We start from the raw sequence: 20504 nt of genomic DNA on the forward strand, positions 1-20504 counted from the left end.
TTCATGCATTATGCTGCGTTGGTAAGTGTTTCTCCTCATTCTCGTTGCGGCCGGGTTCGCTAGATATAAATAAGGTAAGTATTGATGACTGAAGCCTATCAAAATCGCTTTGGTGGCATAGGCCGCTTGTACGGGCAAAAAGCGCTTGCGAAATTTGCAGCATCTCATGTCGTGGTAATTGGTATTGGTGGTGTGGGCACTTGGGCGGCTGAGGCATTGGCAAGGAGTGGTATTGGTCAAATTACCTTAATTGATTTAGATGATATCTGCGTGACCAATACTAACCGTCAAATTCATGCGCTTACCTCAACTATTGGCGATTCTAAGGTTGCAGTTATGGCCAAACGGATCCGCGAGATTAATCCTGATTGCCAAGTCAATGAAGTAGAAGATTTTATTACGGTCGACAATCTGGGTGACTATTTACTAGGTTCTCAGTCAGGCGGCAATATTGATTATGTTGTTGATTGTATTGATGCGGTTAAACAAAAAGCAGCGCTTATTGCTTGGTGCAAACGTCAAAAAATCAAGATAGTGACCGTAGGTGGTGCTGGTGGGCAAGTTGATCCAACACAGATCCAACTGACTGATTTGGCTAAGACCTATCAAGATCCGTTGCTTGCAAAAGTGCGTAATATTCTCCGCCGTGAATATAACTTCTCCAAAAATGTACAACGTCGTTTTGCTGTGGATGCCGTTTTTTCTAGTGAACAGCTCGTTTACCCTCAAGCTGATGGCTCGGTTTGTAGTACTAAAGCCACCGCCGATGGTAGCATGCGGATGGATTGTGCTTCGGGGTTTGGTGCTGTGACTATGGTCACTGGTACTTTTGGATTTGTGGCGGCGAGCCGTGTCCTTTCTCGGTTGGCACAATTAGCTAACGAATAATCCAATTTGTATGTTTTATTGTTCTAAATATTTTCAAATAGTGAACTCGTGGTGAGTGGTTATCTTAGGCGCATCGCATTGGTTAAGAGGAATGCGAATGTTAAATTGCGCGCCGCCAAGTGAAGAGTCTGCTTGATAGCTCATTGAACCTTTTAACAAGGTGACTGCATTAAAGGCAGCGGATAAACCTAATCCCGTGCCGCCTTTACTTCTATTGGTGGTAAAGAAAGGCTCGAACATATGTTCAGCGACTTCGGGGGGGATTGCGACGCCATTATTTTGGATGCTGATATTCACAAAGCCCTGCTCAATACTGGCGGAGATTTGTATCTGATTATCTTCTCGGTCTTGAAATGCATGGGTATAAGCGTTGGACAATATATTACTGACGATTTGGTTTAATAGGCTCACATTAGTTTGAATATTTAAGTTGGGATCGACTTGTAGGTCGGTTTTTGCGTTGAGTTTAGGATGCATTATCAAGCTAGACGCTAAAATCTCTTTAAGCTGCCTTTGCAGATTGATGCACTGATGCTCTTCGCTGAAGGATCCCCTCATAAATCAGCCATAGCATAGCCATATTTGAGCAACTGATTGGCGAATAATACCCAGGCCGCCAGCAATTCTTTCTCAGTGATTTGATAATCAGGCCGCCTGAGTACCTCCAATCCCAAGCGAATCGTTGAGAGTACCGTTCGATGCCCAATGGTATTGGCCTGAAAATGCTTATCCCAGCCCTGTTGCTGTGCGTGTAAACCAACTAGCCACAACAGGCATTGAACCATCAACGCTATCAGTAGGATGATGTCGAATCGCTCTGGACTGTTGGTACGACTTTGGCGTAAGCCAAAGCCGTATGCCGGGCTTTTGAGGTCACGAAAGGTTTCCTCTATTTGCATACGTTTGGCGTACAGGTTTACCAGCTGCTTTGGGCTCCGAGATTCTGGTGGTAAATTGCTGGCTAACACCCAAGGCTCTTTCGCCGATGTTGAGTACGTTTTTGCCGATGGATGGTGGCAATTAGTCCTCGTTGAACGCTGATTTGTACGCCCCTTAGGTTTGCTACGATAAAGCGTGAGATGGCAATTGATAGGGTTAGTTTTGGTCAAAGTCTTACAACCCAGGCTCTTCGCTTGACCGTTGGCCAAGTCATGTGTACTGCGAACTGCACGCCAATTTTCAGCGCCAATATCTGCAAATTGAACTGTACCGCGAATACGGCTTAGCCAAAACCAACCATGCGCCTCAACCTCTTTGTACCAAGGCACTTTGAACCCCGCGTCAGTCACGATGAGAGGGGTAACATGCAAAGGTAAAATCTTGGCTAAGTCCGCTAAAAAACCGTTGTGGGAGGCCTTAGAGCATTGTTCTGATAGGGGATAGGACTTCTCATACAGGGTAATAGAGCGGCCATTGAAGGCTATTGAGGCGCGCAGAGCCATGATGCGTTTATGCTCTCGGATGTCTGACCAATCGACGAGCACAATCGGCATAGGGTTACCAGAACAGATGAGGCTGGCATGCCATTGGTAGACAGCTAACCGTTCTTGATGCAGATGCGTGTTGCCGAGCAAACGATCAATGCGCTTGATGTTGTGCTTGGTTCGGGCCGTGGTTGGTAAATTTCGACCTAACTCAGTCAAGGTCAGTGTCTTACATTCAATCAGTGCCTTAGAGGCCAGCATCAAGCTGTTTAATCGTTTTAGGTGAAGTTCTGGGCAGTATTGGTGTAAAGAATGTTGTAGGATATTGGCTTCGCGCATCTTGTTGTCCAAGTGTAGTTTTTAGCGAAACCATTTGATCATGCAACAAGATGCGCTTCCACCCTAATTTGATGATTTATTTGTAAATCATCAGGGGATTCTTCAGTGCTCTTCGTGGCTGCGGTCGATAGCAATAGTCTTGAATTTTTGAATTAGGCTGCTGGCTTTGGTGATATTACGAACTATAAGCTCACAGCTTTGTTGATACTCGTCCAAAATCGCATTGATTTCGTCGAGTGTCGCGTGCTCACTATGGATAAGCTCAATGAGTTCTTCTATATGATTTAATTGTGCGCTGGCCGCCGTTAAGCAAATACCAATGGGGGTATTAATTTCGTGCGCCACACCAGACACTAATCCTCCTAAGGCGGCCATTTTTTCCTGTTCAACTAACACCTGCTGTGCGCGCTTTAGAGCGGCTAAGGATTGCTCTAACTCTTGGGTTCGCTCTTTAACTTGTCTTGCTAGTTCTTCCTTATAACTACGTTCGAGTTTCAGTAAACGCTCTCTATCTTCTAATGCTGTTTGTAACTCTGCTTTAGAACTTTTCAGTGCTTCAAATGAGCTGCGAAGTTGCCCTTGCATGCTGTTAATCGCATCAGCAACTTGTTTAAACTCATCGATTTTCTCCTTACGTTCAAATTGAAGGGGTTCGAAGTCCGCGTCTAAGTTAATCCGTTTGCAGTATTTACTGAGTTTATCGAGATGTTTAGTGATGTTGTACCAGACTAAAAATAGAATAAATCCAGCGACTAAGAAGGTTTTTATGCCATTGGAGAGTAAAATAAGGATGGCTTTATCGTAAAGGCGGTCATAAATGGCATCCATGTCTACTTGTACTTCTAAAGTACCAACGTTGATATTGTCGGTCGGTGATTTATACACCAGAGGAAAGATTTTATTTAAAGTATGAGTTGGTTTTGGGGTTCCTCCGTTCCACGATTGACCACTATCATCTTTGATTGAAATGTAGTTAATATCAGGTAGTTGGATGAGACCATTTAGTTGGGTGTTAATCAGTCTTTCATCTATTACCCAAATACTTGCGGCTAATACATCCAGGTTAGCTTTCTCGATATTAGAAAATACCCGATCAATCCGACTAACATCGCCACGATAATCGCTAATGAGTTGGTAGGCTGTCGTCATTAGTGTGATTAAGGAGCTGAATAGCACAATTGACAAGGTGAGGTGCCTACCAATCGGGCTTTTTATAAATTGACTGAAGAATGTCAGCATCTTAAATAATCTTTATCTGATAGCAAGTTGGATGCTTATAAGCATAGACTCAAGCTTAAAAAATTTCGCATGTTATCCCAGTGAAAAATCCCTCAATATTGAATAAAGCAATGGCATCAAACTTGCTTGGTCTTGGCTAAGTTCAATTTTTTGTCACTGGGATAACACTATGATTAAACTCAAATTCGATTCAGTGAAGTTGTTTAACCCTAAGAAGGTAATGTTTCGGGTTATGCTGTGGCTAATGGTGAGTTGTGCAGTTTTATTGGCGATGCCGTCAAATATTCTTACTTTGCTGGCACTGGATAAGTTTGTACCCGAGCACGCACATTTTGTCGGGCTTGGACTTATTATCTCGATCGCGTATTTTTTAACTCAGTTATTGAACTTGGGATTAGATGAGTCGATTCGTCATTTAAGTGATAAGCGCATCACCGAGACCATTGAAGCAAAAGTTAATTTGCTGGATCGTGCAGAGCGAGCATTATTACGAGAATTCTTTTTGCAAGGAGCCACTATTTTGACATTGCCGCAAAACGAACCCGCGGTCAAAAGTTTGCTCAGTGCCTGTATCCTCGAATGTTTAGGTAATGAACGTCATTACGCAATCCAAGGGCCCACAGCAGACTATAAAATTTCGATGAAAGCACGTATCTACTTAAATCGGGGCGTTTTACGTTTACCTGCAGGGGAACCAAGTGAAGAAGAAATGCAACATCTGATTAAAGCGCGCCCGCAGTTTCTCAATGGCTTAGTACAAAACCGTAAACACGCAGCTTAAGTGTAGCGTTGGCTCTAACGCGAAATTACAGGCATAAAAAATGGGGGTTAATGGAACCCCCATAACAACGTGCAATTTTTACAAGCTACAATGAACAGAATAACAATTTGGAAGCAAAAACTACGATTGTTGCGCTGACTTCACGATAAACATCCAAGTGATATAAGAAATTATCCCTATAGTGCTAAAGATAACGATCATTGAAAGTAAACCAATTGGGTTACCGAACATTAAATCTAACCAAAATGCCATGATTGAAATCCTCTTTCTTGTGAAGTCATCCATACACTAGCGCTCTTACTGTCAGCAAATACTGATCCTGATCAATAAAAAATCGACGTCCTAAAACAATCTTGTAACCAAAGATTAACCCTGTGATCTACTTCAAATTTAGCGGGTGATGAAATTTTATCAAACTCAATCTTTTGGGCTTTGTTTCTTACTTCATTCGGGACTAGTCTTAAGAGTAGTAACTATTAAGTGATACCAAGAACAAGGTATTTGCTAATCCGTTTTAGCATTGATTGAAGTTAGACTGCATTTTTGAAGGAGCCAAAAATGGCTAGCACCACTGTTAAAAAGGGCACTATGGGATATGGTATTATTTTCGCTCCTATGGTCTTACTTTTATATCCCCTTTATTGTTTGCTTAGTAGCGCGCATTGGGTTGCAACCTTATGTTTAATCGCACTTGCCCTTATTCTATTTTTTAACATTAACAAACTTATCCGTAATCTGAGGCACCTCGAGCGTGCGGCTCATCACTTGGGTGACGGTGATTTGAGTTACCAGCTTGATGAGAAAGATGCGGGAGTGTTTCACACTGTCGTTCACAGCATCAATCGCATGGGCGAAGATGTGAGTCGTACTATTCTATCTCTAGTTGATACCAGCGAATGGATGAAGAAGGTCGCCACCGACATAAAGACGATTAGTGAGCAGGCAAAACAAGGCGTTTTGGAGCAAGAACGTCAAACCGAGCTTGCGGCAACGGCCATGACCCAGATGGTTTCAACCGTACAAGAAGTGTCACACAATGCGGCTAATACCGCGCAAGCCGCTGATATTGCGCAGACTTCAGCTAAACATGGTGATGAAGTCATGGGCGCTATTGTCAATAAAATCAGCGATATGACTTCGCAAATTCACCAAACAAAAGCAGTGATTGAACACCTTGCCGCCGATACGAATAGCATTAGCAGCATTATTGAGACTATCTCGCAAGTGGCCGAACAAACCAACTTATTGGCTCTTAATGCGGCGATTGAGAGTGCCCGAGCGGGTGAGCATGGCCGTGGATTTGCGGTTGTTGCCGATGAAGTCCGTAATTTGGCAAAACGTACCTCAGAGGCGACCGCCGAAATTCAACAGCAGATAACCGCATTACAAAAGGGCGCTCAACAAGGGGTTGAAGTGATGTTAAAAAACGTCACTATCGCCGATGAAACCGCCTTGATGGTAGAGAAAGCGCATCAATCTTTGGGTGAAATTGTCACTCACGTTGAAAGCATTACGGATATGTCTCATCAAATTGCCACTGCATCGGAAGAGCAGCATGCAGTTGCAGAGGAAATTAACAAAAATATCAACGCGATGACTGAATTAGCGTTGAAAAATGCACATCATACTAATCTAACCAATCTATCTAGTCTTAAGGTTTATAATATGTCTCAGGAGATTGGTTCACTGCTACATCGTTTCCATGTGGATAAGCAGCTATTTACCTCTAATCAAGCCCAAAGCCAACTATTTGTAAAATGGGGGCCAGAACTTGATATCGGTATGCCGGAGATTAACCGCCAGCATCAACGCTTAGTCTCTCTTGTTAACGAATTGCACCGTACCTTAAGCGAAGCCTATGGCCTCGAAGCGATTAAACGGATTGTTCAAGGACTTGTGGATTACACCGCGAATCATTTTTCCTATGAAGAAGAACTGTTTGCACGCTTTGGTTATCCTCAAACAGCTGGACATAAAGAAAAGCATGCTCAACTTGTCGGTCAGGTGCTGGATTTCCAGAAGCGGGTAGCGAGAGGTGAAGATGTTGCCGATGAACTTATGGCATTTTTAAAATCCTGGTTAGTTAACCATATACAAAAAAGTGACAGGGAATACGCGCAATTTTTGCTTTCCCACGGAGCTGAGTAGAATCAGGCGTGATAAATGTCTTCTTATCGAGCTATGTAGGGCTTTAATCCTATATAAGACTGATTTTTGAGCGGTTAAAACTAATTTGCCACCCAGCCTTTCAAAAGGGCTTGCCATTGTCAAAGGCAAAGGTATAATTCCCAGCACTTAGAGCCAGCTAGTTGTTTTTGTTAGCTCTAAATCTTGATGCCAGAGTGGTGAAATCGGTAGACACAGCGGATTCAAAATCCGCCGCCCTTAAAAGCGTGACGGTTCGAGTCCGTCCTCTGGTACCATCCCTTCAAAGGGATTAAAACCGACCTAGAGTCGGTTTTTTTGTGTCTGAATTTTGCGCTAAATATTCCACTCAGTGGGACTCAGCAATATCCATTTGCGTCATAGTCACGCCTTTGATTTGGGCATAGATAGCCTTTCCTGGAGCGAGTTGTAACTCGTCACAAGCCCATGGGGTGATATTGGCCCACAGTTCTTCTTTGCCAAGGGCAATTTTTAGCTGAATTTGCTCGCCATTATCGCTGGGGTAGAGCTCTTTTATGTTTCCTCTTAGTAAATTACGAATACTCGAGCCTTTAGGTTCCTCTGTGCAAACCGAAACATGGTTCGCTTGAATGCGCACCTTTAACTGTTTATGGGTGGGCGGTAATTGGCCGCTGACCCAGAGCTGATTGCCGTCATCCATCAACAGTCTGGTCATTGGATAATCAGGATGTCTGTCGGAGATTCTGGCGCTCAGCAGCGAACTTAATTCCTGCAATGGTACCCAGGGGCGCATTTGTTCACTATTCCATACCTGTGTTAGCGGTCCTTGGGCGATCATTTTTCCTTGATGCAACACCAACATATGGTCGGCAAGTTGTAGGATTTCATCCAAGCTGTGGCTCACATAGACGATGGGTAGCTTCAATTCCTGCGCTAGGGTTTGTAGGTAAGGCAGCAATTCGCGTTTTCGGGGTAAATCGAGGGAAGCTAAGGGCTCGTCCATCAATAGCATTTGCGGCGAGATGAGTAGGGCTCGGCCAATGGCGACCCGTTGTTTTTCACCGCCAGACAGTGTGCTGGGATAGCGGCTTAAAAGTTTTTCTATACCCAGTAGCGAGACCACTTTGTCGAACAATTCAGGTGCTTTATAGCGCATTCCATAGGTGAGATTGCCCTTCACACTGTAATGGGGAAATAATCTCGCTTCTTGAAAGACATAGCCAATTCGGCGTTTTTCAGGGGGCAGATTAACGGTTTTATGCTTGAACAATAGTGTATCGCCCAAGCTAATCTCGCCTTTGTCTGGCGTGGTTAATCCGCCGAGTAAATTCACTAAGGAGGTTTTGCCCGCTCCTGAGCGGCCGAATACGGCGGTGACGCCCTGTAAAGGTAACTGGGTGTTCACCTTAAGTTGTAGTTGGCCGAGTTGTTTTTCAATATTGATGTTTAACATACACTTGCCGTTCTTTTGAGGGCTTTTTTCGTGAGCCATTGGGAGGCGAGCAAAGAAGCCAGGGCTATTACTATCGAGATGATACACAGGCGCATTGCCTGATATTCCGCTCCCGGTGTTTCGATAAAGGAATACATGGCCAGCGGAATGGTGCGAGTTTCGCCGGGAATATTAGAGACGAAGGTAATTGTCGAGCCAAATTCCCCTAGGCTGCGGGCAAAGGCGATGATCATCCCAGAGACTATGCCGGGCGAGGTGAGTGGCAGGGTAATGGTCAAAAATACCCGCCAGCGGCTGCTTCCCAAGGTGCGCGCCGCCTGTTCGAGGCGAATATCAACGGTTTCGAAGGATTGACGTATGGCTCTGACCATCAGAGGAAAGGAGACCACTGCGGCGGCGAGTGCCGCACCTCGCCAGCTAAAGCTAAAACTTATGCCAAACCAGTTATAGAGCCACTGCCCGATTACGCCCTGACGCCCCATACTGATGAGCAGCAGGTAACCCACCACCACGGGCGGTAACACCAGTGGGAGATGTAGGAGACTGTCGAAGATAGCCTTACCGGGAAACTCCACGCGCGCTAGCAACCAAGCGCATAAAATGCCTAAGGGTAAACTGGCGAGCACGGCAACCGCCGAGACTTTGAGGCTCAGCAGTAGCGCGGCGGTTTCGTATTCGCTGAGCAGTGGCCCGTTAAACAGCGAGCCACTTACTAAAACATCACTCAGCACTAGTTCACTCCAAAGCCATATTTTTCAAATACTGCTTTTGCACTTGAGCTTTGAAGGTATTGATTAAAGTCTTTAGCGCTGGCGGTTGATTCCTGCTTTGTTAAGGCGCTGGGATATTCAATCGGGCTATAGCTGGTGGCGGGGAAGGTTGCCACAATTTTAATCTTTTGCGCGACTTTGGCATCGGTCGAGTACACGATACCAAGCGGTGCTTCGCCCTGTTCTACCAATGCTAGAGCGGCGCGGACATTGTTTGCTCTCGCCAGCAGTGGCTCGGCGGTTTTCCAAAGATTCAGGTTTTCAAGCGCTTGCTTGGCGTATTGTCCGGCTGGGACATGATCTGGGTCGCCCACCGCTAAGCGGCTGCCATTGACCGCGGCCTTAATATCCCAATCGCTGTTTAGGGTGACTTGGTCTACTGGGCTATTCTTTTCGGCAATCAGCACTAAGGTATTTTTTAACAGGGTAATGCGGCTATTGGCATTGACCGCCTTGGCCTCGACGAGGTAATCCATCCATTTTTGGTTGGCGGAGATAAACAGATCGGCGGGCGCACCATTAGCGATTTGTTTGGCGAGCGTTGAGGAGGAGGCGAAGGAGAAAATCACTTTCGTTTGATGTTCCTTTTCGTACTGCTGGCCAATCTCATTAAGCGCATTCGTGAGGGATGCGGCGGCAAAAACCGTCACTTGTTCTTGGTCTGCGGCAAAGCTGATGCTACAACTGAGTGCTAAGCCAACGACTGAGGCTGTGGTAAAACGCAAAAAGTGTTTGAGCGAGATCATGGTGTTCCTCCGTGATAAAAAGTGATCGTTATATATCAATCTATATATCGATCGTTCAAGTCCCGATGCGTAAATTAGTGATCTCGGCTCGGTTTATTGGCGAAAACGCTAATACCTCGGCGGAGAATTCCGACCGAACGTATTGGTATCTCAAGATTGATCGGGGACAATAGCATTCACTTAAGCTAAGGCGCGCAGGAACATGGACTTACACGCACTATTGACATTGTCATTGGGGGACAAACCCTTCGCCAATCCTCGGCGGATAGCTTTGTTGCGCCAAGTGGCTAATACTGGGTCTATCAGCCAGGGCGCTAAGTTGGCGGGGATCAGCTATAAGGCCGCGTGGGATGCAATAAACGAGATGAACACCACTATGCCCGAGCCCGTCGTCAGCAGTGAAAAGGGTGGTAAGGGCGGTGGTGGCGCCAAACTTACCGAGTTTGGTGAGCGTTTACTTAAGGTGTATTCCATCACCTCGCAGGTGCAGGAAATGGCGCTGTCGGCGTTGCTTGATGATTCGGTCGATATGCACAGTTTGTTAGATGTGATGGCGCATTTCTCCCTTAAAACCAGTGCTCGCAACCAATTAACGGGGCGTATCCACAGCATTGAGCCACTCGGTTTGAATGACAGCCTGAAGGTGACATTGGCGGGGGGGCAACAGATCCAAATCTCAGTGACCCATGCCAGTTTTGAGCGTCTGCAGTTAGCTTTGGACCAATCGATTTTATTGTTGTTTAAGGCACCCGCAGTGACGGCCAGTCGTGATGCCTGCCAGAGCGCTGGGCAAAATTGTGTCAGTGGGCACTTACTGAGTGTGACTGAACTTGCCGATAAGGCTGAACTAGCCATAGAAATTGGTGGCAAAGAGATTATCTATTCGGTGATGCCACTGGCCGATATTCAAACGCTCAACGTAGGCGAGCCATGCTTTGCCTGCTTTGATGCCACACAAGTGATTGTTGCCAGTATGAATTAAGGCATTAAGCTAAGATGCTAGGCATCCCTTGGTAGGCCTTTTTGAATGACCCGAACCAGTCGCTCCGTTTTACGGTTATTGGCTTGTGAGCCGCCCGCATGTTGCTGTGCTAGGGCCCAATCGATATGTTCTTTCACCATTTTATCGACATCTGCTTGGGCTTTACGTTGCTCAAGGGCAGTGATGATTTGCGGCGAACTCGGCGCATTGCCTAGGGCGACGGCGATATTGCGTAGCCAGCGCTGATGACCAATACGGCGAATGGCGCTGCCTTCGGTCTGTTTAAGAAACTCGGTTTCGCTCCACGCAAACAAGGTGAGCAGTTCAGGCTGCTTGAGTTTAGGCCGAATATGGAAATCACTCTCCTGAGTCAGCGGCGCCTCGCGATTGACCGGACACACCAACTGACAATCGTCACAACCGTAAATGCGATTTCCCATTAAGGGGCGAAACTCCTCGGGAATGGCACCCTGTAATTCGATTGTGAGATAAGAAATACAGCGCCGTGCATCCACGGTATAAGGCTCGACTATGGCGCCTGTCGGGCAGGAGGTGATGCAGGCCACGCAGGTGTTGCAGTCTTCTTGGATCGGAATGTCTACGGGTAAGGGCAGGTTGATCAGTAATTCCCCGAGGAAGAACCAACTGCCAGCATCGTGATTAAGGATAAGTGAGTGCTTACCTGTCCAACCTATGCCAGCTTTTTCGGCGAGTGGGCGTTCTAGCACTGGGGCCGAATCGACAAAGGGCCTGAAGTCGGCGGCATCAAACCCCAAGGCGACAAGCTCGCTACTGATTTGATCGCCCAGCTTTTTTAAGCGGGCACGGATAAGTTTGTGGTAATCCCTACCGCCTGCGTAACGCGAGATATAGCCCATATTCGGCGAGGCTAAGTTAGTGGCAAACCCCGCCTCTGGCGGCAAATAATCCATCCGAGCAGAAATCACTCGAACTGTGCCAGGGTGCAACTCGTGGGGGCGGGCACGCATCATGCCATGGGTGGCCATGTAGGCCATTTCTCCTTGATATCCTTTATCTAACCACGCTTCCAACTTAGCTTCTTCCGCGGTTAAATCGGTGTCACAAATCCCTATTTGGGCAAAACCGAGCGCCTTTCCCCAGTTTTTAATTTGTAAAGCGAGGCGGGATAGGGTGGCTGCATCGGGAATATTGGCGGGAGAGGTTGCTGTGGTTGACATGGAAGCTGCGTTGAACTTAATAAGATGGCGCTATGATAGCAGTTTTAAGCCGCTGCGGACGAGTTTAGTGTTTAGGGCATTTAAGCCAAACAGCAATTGTTACTTTCTTCTGTGCGTAAATCAGATCTATGATTAAGATTAAACTTCCCCTTTGGTCTTGCCTATGTTATCCGCCATCTCCAAGTACTGCTATCGATTGTTATTAGGTGTGAGCTTAGGTTATTCAGGGCTAAGCTTTGCGATAGTGGCTCCAGTGCGTTTAGTCACAGAAGCTTGGCCGCCTATGAGTTTTGAGCAAGATGGTGTACCCACTGGTTTTGGGGTGGAACTGGTGAATATGCTGCAAGCTCGCCTTGGACAGCAAGAAAAGATTGAAGTATTGCCTTGGGCGCGGGCGTATTCGATCGCGAGTACAACGGCAAATGTGCTGCTGTTTGCGACATCTATTAGCGATGAGCGGGAAGCCAATTTTGATTTTATTGGTCCCATCGCGACTAGTAACATTACTCTTTACACCAGAGCGGACGATCCTATCAGCATCAATCACTTGTTGGATGTGAATACGGCGGGAATTGTTGGTGTGTATCGAGAGTCTGTGGGGGCACAACTGTTGCAACAGCAGGGAGTTAATGCCCTCTTAGTGGCAAGTTTTCCACAGCAATCGGCTAAACAGCTGTTGTTTTCGCGGATACGATTCTGGTGTCAGGCTGATCTGGCGGTAAAGCATATACTTGAAGATGTTGGGGCGAAGGACTCGGCTATTAAACCTGTTTATATTATCGCTGAAATCCATCTTTATCTTGCTTTCTCGAAGGGGACACCTGCCGAGACTGTGCAGCGTTGGCAAGTTGAGTTAGAAAAGCTAAAAGAGTCAGGGGAGTTTGCAAAGGTCTATCAAAAATGGTTTGGTGCACTGCAGCCCCCCCTCGAAAATCAGATTTTTTGGCGTAAAAATAATTCAGCTAGCAGGTAAGTTCCGCAGCTTTAACACAGTTTCTTCCGGCATTTTTGGCTTCGTACAGCGCGCTATCTGCCCGTTTCAGTAAACGGGCAAAGCTTTCATCTTGAGGCTTTGTCTCTGGACATAAGGTGGCAACTCCTGCACTAACAGTCAGTTTTAACTCTTCCGGTAAATTAATGGTGCCGTAACGGCTGATTAAGCTTTGTAATTCATGGGCCAGATCCCAAACGCGTTCAGCGCTGGTATTGGGTAATAAGATCAAAAACTCCTCACCGCCGATCCTGCCGATTTGATTGCAGTCAGCGGCAAATTCTTTGCAGGCCTGGGCTATGGTTAAAAGTGCTTGGTCGCCAATTTCGTGGCCGAAGTTATCGTTGATTTTTTTAAAATGATCGGCATCGAAGATGATGATCGAAAAAGGCATTTGCTGTTTAAGCGCTTGCTGAAAATACTGCTCTGCTTGGGCGTATATATGCCTGCGATTAGGCAATTGGGTGAGATAATCGGTTAAGGCGATGGTTTGTAGTTGGCGGTTTCTGTGCACTTGCTTATAGGCAAATAGCGATACTATGCCCAAAATACAGCCCGTCAACAGCAGAATGATAAGCTGTAGTGACTTATTTTTTTCGAGCAAGGCTAATTCTTGCTCTTTTAATTTTTGATTATCAATCAATCGCTTGTTTTCAGACTCGATCCTACTGGTATCAAATTTTACTTTTAATTCAGTTGTCTGGTGAGCCGTGGAGTTGTTATCAACTTTCTTCGTTAGATCAACAAATTGCTGCAGAGTATAGTAGGCTTGCTGTAAGTCCCCCATCGCAGCATAGATATCACTCTTGAGTTGTAACAGTTGAATAAGACCACGGTCATTATGCATGGTCCGAAAAGCATTTTCGGCTGAGGCTAGTTCAGTTAGCGCCTCTGGGTAAAGAGCTTGTTGATAAAGGATTTTTGCCATAAAAAGCTTCATAAAACCATAAGCTCCGGGCTCTTTCTCTGTAATGTCGAGTGCAGCCTCCTTTAAATAGTTTTCCGCTTCCTGTAGCCGGTTTAATTGAATAAGACTGTAGGCTATATTCGTTGCATTTATTGCAGCCACAAGCTTGTACTTGTGATCTTTAAAATATTGGTAACTAAAGCGAAAGTTCTCTATTGCTTGCTCATGCTCCCCTATTTCATCTAGGGCGAGTCCAATATCTGAAGTTACACCAGCAACTTGATCCATATTGCCATTTTTTAAATATAACTCTTTGAGTTTTTGATAGTATTTTATTGCGCTTTCAGGGTCGCCATAGCGTCTAAAGCTGGTGGCAATATCGGTCAAGTTTATATTGGCCCAGCCTGTGAGATTTAATGATTCATAAAGCCCTTGGGCGGTGACAAGATCGTCTAATGCCTCTGAAAAGTCACCAATATAGGAGTGTAGTGCTCCACGAAGACTGCGGGCATCGGCAATGAGTTTTATATCTTCATGCGCGTATGCGCTTTTCACGCCTTTATTATAACCTTCCATAGCTCCGCTAATATCACCACTTAGCTGTAAAAACCAAGCATGGCAAAGGGTTATATCGGTAATAAAATGGGCCGAAGCGGTAGATGGAATATGTGAGAGCATTTGCTCGGCATAATTAAGCGCGTTAGTTATTTGGCCTTCATCATCTGAAGGTTGGCTCCAGCACTTGATTTGGTTCAGTTTTTCAATACGTTCTATATCATCACTTGAGATGTACTGCTCTAGTAAAGCAATATTTTTCTCGATGGCTTCACGGGACATTGTCTCGCCGCTATCAAATAATTTGAATATTTGTTCGACCTGTGGCGGCTCTTCAGCTAAAGCTAGGTATGCTTGCCCTGTGAAGAGGAGTAGTGCTATGGCAAAGAATCGTCGGCAATATCGCAAGAGATAGATTTCCTGTTCACTTTGAAACAGATAGCTAACTATTATCCTAACATAAGTTTTTCACTAATTGTTTACATTGTGTATTGGCAATTTTTGCATTCATTCCGCTATCAAGGTATAAACGTCGCCTTGGATCTCACCCAATAAGGAAAACCCTTGAAAAAATTACTCTGTGCCGCACTGTTACTGTTCACGGGAGCGAGTTGGGCAAACTCGGATGATATCGAGACCTCGGGCGATGTGGTTCATTTACTCCTGCCGGCGACGGCTTTGGGCGCGACCCTATTCTATGAAGAGGGGAATGAAGGCTCGTGGCAATTACTTAAAGCAGCAGTCTCGAGCCGAGTCATAGTCGAAGGGCTTAAGCTGGGTGTCAATAAGGATAGACCCGATGGCAGTGGTGATGATTCTTTCCCATCCGGGCACACCTCGGATAGTTTTATGGCAGCCACGTTTATTCAGCAGCGTTATGGCTGGCAATATGGTCTGCCGGCGTATCTTGCGGCGACTTATGTGGGTTATACCCGAGTCGAGAGCGATAAGCACTATTTAGAAGATGTCCTCGCCGGCGCTGCCATTGGCGCACTGGCGGGTTGGTATTTTACTGAGCCCTATAAAGGGATCACTGTGACACCTTTAGCCCACAATGGGGTTTATGGTTTGTATATTAGCGGCCAATTTTAAGCCGCTTAAGTTAAGAGAGAAATTATGGCTGAAGTATCAGTTGAGTATCGCGAAACCGCCGAGCGGATTTCTTACAATGTTGCCAATAAAGTGTTACCTATGGCGAAATTGCCCGAGAGCCTATTAGCGGCCTATCAAGGTTTATGTGCCGAGCTGTTAGAAGACAGAGAAACTAAATTTAGCCAAGCGTGGGATGCGTTACCCGCCAGTGCGCGTAATTTAATGCCACAGGCTGAATTCCATGGTTTTTATATCGCTAATGCTTGGTTGCAACTCAGCCGTGTTGCACAGGAGATTTCTGAGCAGGCGGATACGGACGAAGCGATTAACGAGAAGGAATACAATGGGATATTTACCCGTTTGGCCGATGAGTCGCTCAAAGAAAGCCTGCGTAAGTTGAAAAAGGCCCGCACCGATCGCTCTATGCTCAATAGCTTTAAACAGGTGATGGCGCCTTAAGCTGTGAGTTTGACCTAATAAAAAGCCCGTCGATTGACGGGCTTTTTATTGGAATAATGTCTGAAATTAGAAAGAAGTACGCTTATAACGGCGGTACTCTGGCTTCCAGAAATTATCTTCGATAGATTGCATCAGCAGCTCATCACTCGCAGGCAAGGATAAGCCTTGCTCAATCGCCACTTTACCGACGGCGAAGGCAATATGCTTACTCACTGAGTGAATATCTTCCAGCTTTGGCAGGAGTGGCCCTGAGCCATTAATGGCTAACGGTGAGCATTCGGCGAGCGCGCGGCTCGATGCCATTAACATCGCATCGGAGACATGGCGGGCACCCGAGGCGAGTACACCTAAACCAATGCCTGGGAAGATAAAGCTGTTGTTACATTGCGCGATTTCATAGGTCTCGCCATCAACAACCACAGGTTCGAACGGGCTACCCGTTGCCACTAAGGCTTGGCCAGACGTCCAGTGCAGAATGTCTTTTGGCGTCGCTTCAACACGGCTGGTGGGGTTTGACAGTGGGAAGATAATTGGGCGTTCGCAGTGGCTATGCATGGCACGAACAATTTCTTCGGTAAACAAACCCGGTGCGCCCGATACGCCAATCAGCACCGTTGGCTTAGCGTTATTGACCACATCGAGCAGTGAAATATTGTCGCTGAAGTTATTCCAGTTGCTGATATCGGCACATTTTTGGGCCAATTTTTGTTGGAATGGCAACAGGTTAGGCATGTTGTCGAGTAGCAGACCCCAACGGTCAACCATGCAGACTTGGCTACGGGCTTGCTCGTCGCTGATCCCTTCAGACACCATTTGCGCAACGATAGCTTCGGCAATACCGCAGCCTGCGCTACCCGCACCTAAAAAGGCAACTCGTTGTTTGTTCAGCTCTGTGCCCGCGGCTTTACAGGCGGCGAGTAATGAACCCACAGTCACAGCGGCGGTGCCTTGAATGTCATCGTTAAAGCAGCAGTAGCGATCCTTATAACGCTCAAGGATTGGCATCGCATTCTTTTGGGCAAAATCTTCGAATTGGATCAGAGTATCTGGCCAACGTACATGCACGGCTTGCATAAAGGCTTCGATAAACTCGGCATACTCTTCGCCACCAATACGCGGATGGCGCCAACCCATGTACATAGGATCTTCCAGCAACTGTGGATTGTCGGTACCTACGTCTAAGGTTATTGGCAGTGTATACGCGGGACTGATCCCACCACAGCTGGTATAGAGTGACAATTTACCAATCGGGATCCCCATGCCGCCAATACCCTGGTCGCCTAAGCCTAAGATGCGCTCACCGTCGGTCACAACGATGATTTTTACTTTTTGGCGAGTCGAGTTATTGAGGATGTCGTCAATTCTGTCTTTGTTTGGGTAAGAGATGAACAGACCACGGTTACGGCGATAGTTTTTCGAGAAGCGCTCACAGGCCAAACCTACCGTTGGGGTGTAGATAATTGGCATCATTTCGCTGATATGATTTTGCACTAAACGATAAAACAGGGTTTCGTTGGTGTCTTGAATGTTGCGCAGATAAATGTGCTTATCGAGATCGTTATTGAAACTTCTGAACTGATCGTAGGCGCGCGATGCTTGTTCTTCAATAGTTTCAATGGCATAGGGTACTAAGCCTTCGAGGTTAAAGAAAATACGCTCTTCTTCAGAAAATGCACTGCCCTTGTTAATCAATGGCGCTTCAAGAATGGCAGGTCCTGCAAACGGAAGATAGAGGGGGCGTTTATTATCGTCCATGGGTAACCTTTGAGTTATTGTTTAAGTGGTTCGGTACGTGCTTGAGACGTGCTATAGGTCACGTAAGGTTATCACGAAATGTGATCTTTGTTGCCTGTGTCGTGCGCTATTTGTGGCTTTTTTGCAGCACAGGCAATTCTTACTGTTTAAAACAGAGTTCTGTTAATTGATTGTAAATACATCTGCCAAGCAAAAGCTTGTTTAACGGCGAGATAAAAACAAAAACGCAGCCAAGGCTGCGTTTGTTATTTTAAGCGGAAGAAACATTAGACTCCGCGGTATTTTAGCGATAAGCCACGGATAAAGTTGCGCAGGATCTGATCGCCACAGGCTTTGAAGTTTTTATGGTCCGGGTTGCGGAACAGGGCACTTAATTCAGATTTAGACATTTGCACTTCGGCGAGCGCTAGGGTGGCCACAATATCTTCCTCACGCATTTCGAGGGCAACACGTAATTTTTTGAAGATTAAGTTATTGTTTAATTTTGATACTGGTTTAGGAATTTCAGCACCTTCACGTAGACCACGCTTTTCGATGATTAGACCATCTAAAAACTGACATAGGGTGGTATCGTTACAGGCTTTATAACCTTCTTCCTCTTCTTTGCGCAGTAAGTTAATTATCTCTTCGGTGGAGACTTCTCTACCCACTTTGGCAAAAATCTTAATCATTTTGGCGTTGCTAAAATCGAATACGAAGCGCAAACGGCGCAAAATATCATTGTTTATCATGGTCATCTCTAGGCGCGGCTGCGCAGTCTGGTTTAAGAGCAGATAGTATATACCCAAACAACCTGAAGATGCAGGATTCAGCGGTATTTGTGGTGTTAATCATTAATATCACGCTAGCGTTGAACACCTGCTAGGCCTTTACCCAGTACCAGTAAATAAAAAGTACGGCAAAAATAAGTAAATAACTTAAGCCTATCCAAGAGAGGCATTTCATTTTTGTGCCGTAGCGGTCAGCTTCTGGGAGTTGGCTGCTGGTCATTAGACGATAATTTAACCATGCAAAGACCACTGTGGTCATAAAGGCCAAGATCATCACAAACTCCAGTAATGGCAGCAGTGCGCCCTTAAAAAACAGGATTAATAACAATCCTAACGCACTGACACTGAGCATAATGCCTGTCAGAAGTTTATCCGCTTGTACTTCTGACACTACTGACTTGGAGAGTAGTTGCCAGCCCATGTTCAAGGTGCGGCTATAGCCATCGATGACGGTGACAGTGGTGCTGAAAATACATAAAAACGCCACTATGCCAATCAAATATCTGCTTTCACCGCCCATGACTTGGCTATATAAGTTGATTAACTGATTTGCAAATTGGGCACCCGATTCAGAAAAATGTTCGCCGCTGCCATGCATTACCAGGGCGCCCAAGGCCAGAAAGACCACTGCCAGCAGGGCGGTGACGATATAGCCTAAGTTAAAATCGAGCAGAGCTTGTGATGGTGTTACCGGCGAAGTCTTTTGTTTTTCCAGCAACCACAATGAATTCCATGCGCTGACTTCAATCGGCGCTGGCATCCATCCCATCATCGCGACTAAAAATCCCACATGGGCCCACTGCCAAGGTGAGGGCGACACAAACTGACTTTCCAGTGCTTTCATATGATCAAATGCCAGCGCGACCGCAATTAAAGTGGTGAGCGTCAGGGCAAACATAATGATTTTGGTCAGTTTATCGAGCAGAGAATAATGCCCTAAAATCAATAACAACAGTGAGCTTATTAGCACCAACAGCGCCAATACATCAATAGGTAAGGGGATAAACTGGGTGAGCATAGCGGCAGTTAACATGCACACACCCGCAGTACTGGCGATAGAAGCTATCACATTGAGGACTGTGAATAGCCATAGATAACCCCGACCTTGCTTAAGATATCCATGCAGTAAACTTTCGCCCGTGGCTGCGGTGTAACGCGCACCTGCGGCAAAGAAGGGGTATTTCAGCAAATTTACGCCAAGAATGACCCAAGCCAATTGCCAACCAAATTCTGCGCCGGCGCGAGTGGATGATACTAAATGTGAAGCCCCAATCGCGGCGGCGGCCATCAACACTCCCGGTCCCATGGCTTTTATGCCAAGGGCGAGCTGTGCAGTCCAATTGATGGAGAGTGGTTTAACTTCAGAGTTGTCCATGGCGTGGTGCGTACTTCCTTATCGGTGAAAATATATCTGTTTGATATTAATGCATACATTCTAAATTTGAATCGAATTAACTGTTAAGCATCGTGTTTGGATGCGAGTAAGCCTTCGATACGTTTTAAACTGGCGGTTATTTCGACAAGCTGGCCGAGTAGCGCATTATCGTTTGTAGCGGGTAATGCTTCAGATTGTGGATGCTTGTCACTCAAGCGTTCCTTCTGCTCCAAAATCTGTGCTCTAAAACTAGGGGCATCGACTATGCCCACTAGACTGATTAAGGCACCCGTTCCCGATTGTCCAGCAGTTTCGACTGTGAGTTTATGTAATCCCATTAGGCGCATTATGGGACCTTGGATTAAGGCGATATCGGTAATTTTATCCAAGGGAACGGTATTTTCGGTGCGGGTTAATATGCCTCTGCGCACGATCAGCTTTTTGCTGGTGAGACGCGCGCTCATATTGTTGATATAGCGACGCGTCCCCCATAAGCCAATAGGAAACCAAAGCAATAACAAAGGTATACCTACAATGCTTAGGGTGAAGTAAGCGGCCCCTGCGAGTAACCAATACATGCCTAAGTTGGCTTCAAATTCAGCTTCATGAATCGTTTGTTCTTGCATTTTCGTCCCTATTTTATGCAGTGAGT

18 protein-coding genes, 1 tRNA gene and 2 pseudogenes are annotated in these 20504 nt (G+C 46.0%); 8 read left to right on the top strand and 13 right to left on the bottom strand.

Annotated elements, in window-relative coordinates; all coding sequences use genetic code 11:
• Nucleotides 1-84: 84 nt before the first annotated feature.
• Nucleotides 85-888 (top strand): tRNA cyclic N6-threonylcarbamoyladenosine(37) synthase TcdA, encoded by an 804-nt coding sequence (gene tcdA / locus CEQ32_RS20140; protein WP_047539345.1) that lies wholly within the window; start codon nucleotides 85-87, stop codon nucleotides 886-888.
• A 33-nt stretch (nucleotides 889-921) separates the two neighbouring features.
• Here the strand turns inward: tcdA and CEQ32_RS20145 are convergent.
• The 3 genes and pseudogenes from CEQ32_RS20145 to CEQ32_RS20155 all read right to left on the bottom strand — a co-directional run.
• Nucleotides 922-1428: pseudogene (locus CEQ32_RS20145) on the bottom strand (sensor histidine kinase); the annotation flags it as partial.
• A 14-nt stretch (nucleotides 1429-1442) separates the two neighbouring features.
• Entirely contained in the window at nucleotides 1443-2651 is a 1209-nt protein-coding gene (locus CEQ32_RS20150; RefSeq protein WP_001206290.1) for an IS4-like element IS10A family transposase, read from the bottom strand.
• A gap of 105 nt (nucleotides 2652-2756) precedes the next feature.
• Nucleotides 2757-3890 (bottom strand): annotated as a pseudogene (locus tag CEQ32_RS20155) (histidine kinase); the annotation flags it as partial.
• A gap of 169 nt (nucleotides 3891-4059) precedes the next feature.
• Between CEQ32_RS20155 and CEQ32_RS20160 the strand changes: the two are divergent.
• Nucleotides 4060-4671: a superinfection exclusion B family protein gene (locus tag CEQ32_RS20160; RefSeq protein ID WP_047540754.1), complete on the top strand. Its 612-nt coding sequence runs from the start codon at nucleotides 4060-4062 to the stop codon at nucleotides 4669-4671.
• 120 nt (nucleotides 4672-4791) lie between these two features.
• Here CEQ32_RS20160 and CEQ32_RS20165 read toward each other — a convergent pair whose 3' ends face one another.
• Nucleotides 4792-4923: a DUF3149 domain-containing protein gene (locus CEQ32_RS20165; RefSeq protein ID WP_011715898.1), complete on the bottom strand. Its 132-nt coding sequence runs from the start codon at nucleotides 4921-4923 to the stop codon at nucleotides 4792-4794.
• Nucleotides 4924-5229: 306 nt separating this feature from the next.
• Between CEQ32_RS20165 and CEQ32_RS20170 the strand changes: the two genes are divergently transcribed.
• Both CEQ32_RS20170 and CEQ32_RS20175 read left to right on the top strand, forming a co-directional pair.
• The gene (locus tag CEQ32_RS20170; RefSeq protein WP_055647706.1) at nucleotides 5230-6819 is read left to right on the top strand and encodes a bacteriohemerythrin; all 1590 of its coding nucleotides are present in this window, start codon (nucleotides 5230-5232) and stop codon (nucleotides 6817-6819) included.
• A 188-nt stretch (nucleotides 6820-7007) separates the two neighbouring features.
• Nucleotides 7008-7094: transfer RNA gene (locus CEQ32_RS20175), tRNA-Leu, on the top strand.
• Nucleotides 7095-7165: 71 nt separating this feature from the next.
• Here the strand turns inward: CEQ32_RS20175 and modC are convergent.
• From modC to modA, 3 genes are read right to left on the bottom strand one after another with little or no spacing between them, the layout of a single operon-like run.
• Nucleotides 7166-8251: a molybdenum ABC transporter ATP-binding protein ModC gene (gene modC, locus CEQ32_RS20180; RefSeq protein WP_055647707.1), complete on the bottom strand. Its 1086-nt coding sequence runs from the start codon at nucleotides 8249-8251 to the stop codon at nucleotides 7166-7168.
• Nucleotides 8245-8982, bottom strand: coding sequence for a molybdate ABC transporter permease subunit (modB, locus tag CEQ32_RS20185; protein WP_088586704.1), 738 nt, complete (start codon nucleotides 8980-8982; stop codon nucleotides 8245-8247). Before modB ends, modC begins: the two co-directional genes overlap by 7 nt.
• A complete protein-coding gene (gene modA, locus CEQ32_RS20190; protein ID WP_088586705.1) occupies nucleotides 8982-9767 on the bottom strand; it encodes a molybdate ABC transporter substrate-binding protein in 786 nt (261 codons plus the stop codon). The genes modB and modA overlap by 1 nt, the downstream gene beginning before the upstream one ends.
• Before the next feature lie 202 nt (nucleotides 9768-9969).
• Here modA and CEQ32_RS20195 point away from each other — a divergent pair, with 202 nt between their 5' ends.
• The gene (locus CEQ32_RS20195) at nucleotides 9970-10749 is read left to right on the top strand and encodes a TOBE domain-containing protein (RefSeq protein ID WP_047539382.1); all 780 of its coding nucleotides are present in this window, start codon (nucleotides 9970-9972) and stop codon (nucleotides 10747-10749) included.
• Between the two features lie 17 nt (nucleotides 10750-10766).
• On the opposite strand, the gene queG is transcribed toward CEQ32_RS20195, so the two are convergent.
• A complete protein-coding gene (gene queG, locus CEQ32_RS20200) occupies nucleotides 10767-11948 on the bottom strand; it encodes a tRNA epoxyqueuosine(34) reductase QueG (protein ID WP_055647709.1) in 1182 nt (393 codons plus the stop codon).
• Between the two features lie 163 nt (nucleotides 11949-12111).
• On the opposite strand from queG, the gene CEQ32_RS20205 reads away from it, so the two are divergent.
• Nucleotides 12112-12921, top strand: a complete 810-nt coding sequence (locus CEQ32_RS20205; protein ID WP_047539388.1) for a substrate-binding periplasmic protein — start codon at nucleotides 12112-12114, stop codon at nucleotides 12919-12921.
• Here the strand turns inward: CEQ32_RS20205 and CEQ32_RS20210 are convergent.
• A complete protein-coding gene (locus tag CEQ32_RS20210) occupies nucleotides 12911-14851 on the bottom strand; it encodes a GGDEF domain-containing protein (RefSeq protein ID WP_055647710.1) in 1941 nt (646 codons plus the stop codon). The two genes, CEQ32_RS20205 and CEQ32_RS20210, sit on opposite strands and share 11 nt — an antisense overlap.
• Nucleotides 14852-14965: 114 nt before the next feature.
• Between CEQ32_RS20210 and CEQ32_RS20215 the strand changes: the two genes are divergently transcribed.
• Nucleotides 14966-15493: a phosphatase PAP2 family protein gene (locus CEQ32_RS20215; protein WP_055647711.1), complete on the top strand. Its 528-nt coding sequence runs from the start codon at nucleotides 14966-14968 to the stop codon at nucleotides 15491-15493.
• Between the two features lie 24 nt (nucleotides 15494-15517).
• Entirely contained in the window at nucleotides 15518-15952 is a 435-nt protein-coding gene (locus tag CEQ32_RS20220; RefSeq protein ID WP_037422197.1) for a DUF3069 domain-containing protein, read from the top strand.
• A 66-nt stretch (nucleotides 15953-16018) separates the two neighbouring features.
• On the opposite strand, the gene CEQ32_RS20225 is transcribed toward CEQ32_RS20220, so the two are convergent.
• From CEQ32_RS20225 to CEQ32_RS20240, 4 genes are all read right to left on the bottom strand, one after another.
• On the bottom strand, nucleotides 16019-17707 hold the full coding sequence (locus CEQ32_RS20225; RefSeq protein WP_023268525.1) for an NAD-dependent malic enzyme: 1689 nt from the start codon (nucleotides 17705-17707) through the stop codon (nucleotides 16019-16021).
• Nucleotides 17708-17973: 266 nt separating this feature from the next.
• Nucleotides 17974-18438, bottom strand: a complete 465-nt coding sequence (locus CEQ32_RS20230; RefSeq protein ID WP_055647712.1) for a DUF1456 family protein — start codon at nucleotides 18436-18438, stop codon at nucleotides 17974-17976.
• Nucleotides 18439-18568: 130 nt separating this feature from the next.
• A complete protein-coding gene (locus CEQ32_RS20235) occupies nucleotides 18569-19852 on the bottom strand; it encodes an Nramp family divalent metal transporter (protein WP_055647713.1) in 1284 nt (427 codons plus the stop codon).
• An 83-nt stretch (nucleotides 19853-19935) separates the two neighbouring features.
• Complete coding sequence (locus tag CEQ32_RS20240) at nucleotides 19936-20478, bottom strand: PH domain-containing protein (protein WP_055647714.1); 543 nt, start codon at nucleotides 20476-20478, stop codon at nucleotides 19936-19938.
• Between the last annotated feature and the right edge of the window lie 26 nt (nucleotides 20479-20504).

The sequence above is a fragment of the Shewanella sp. FDAARGOS_354 genome (assembly GCF_002209245.2).
GTDB lineage: Bacteria > Pseudomonadota > Gammaproteobacteria > Enterobacterales > Shewanellaceae > Shewanella > Shewanella xiamenensis.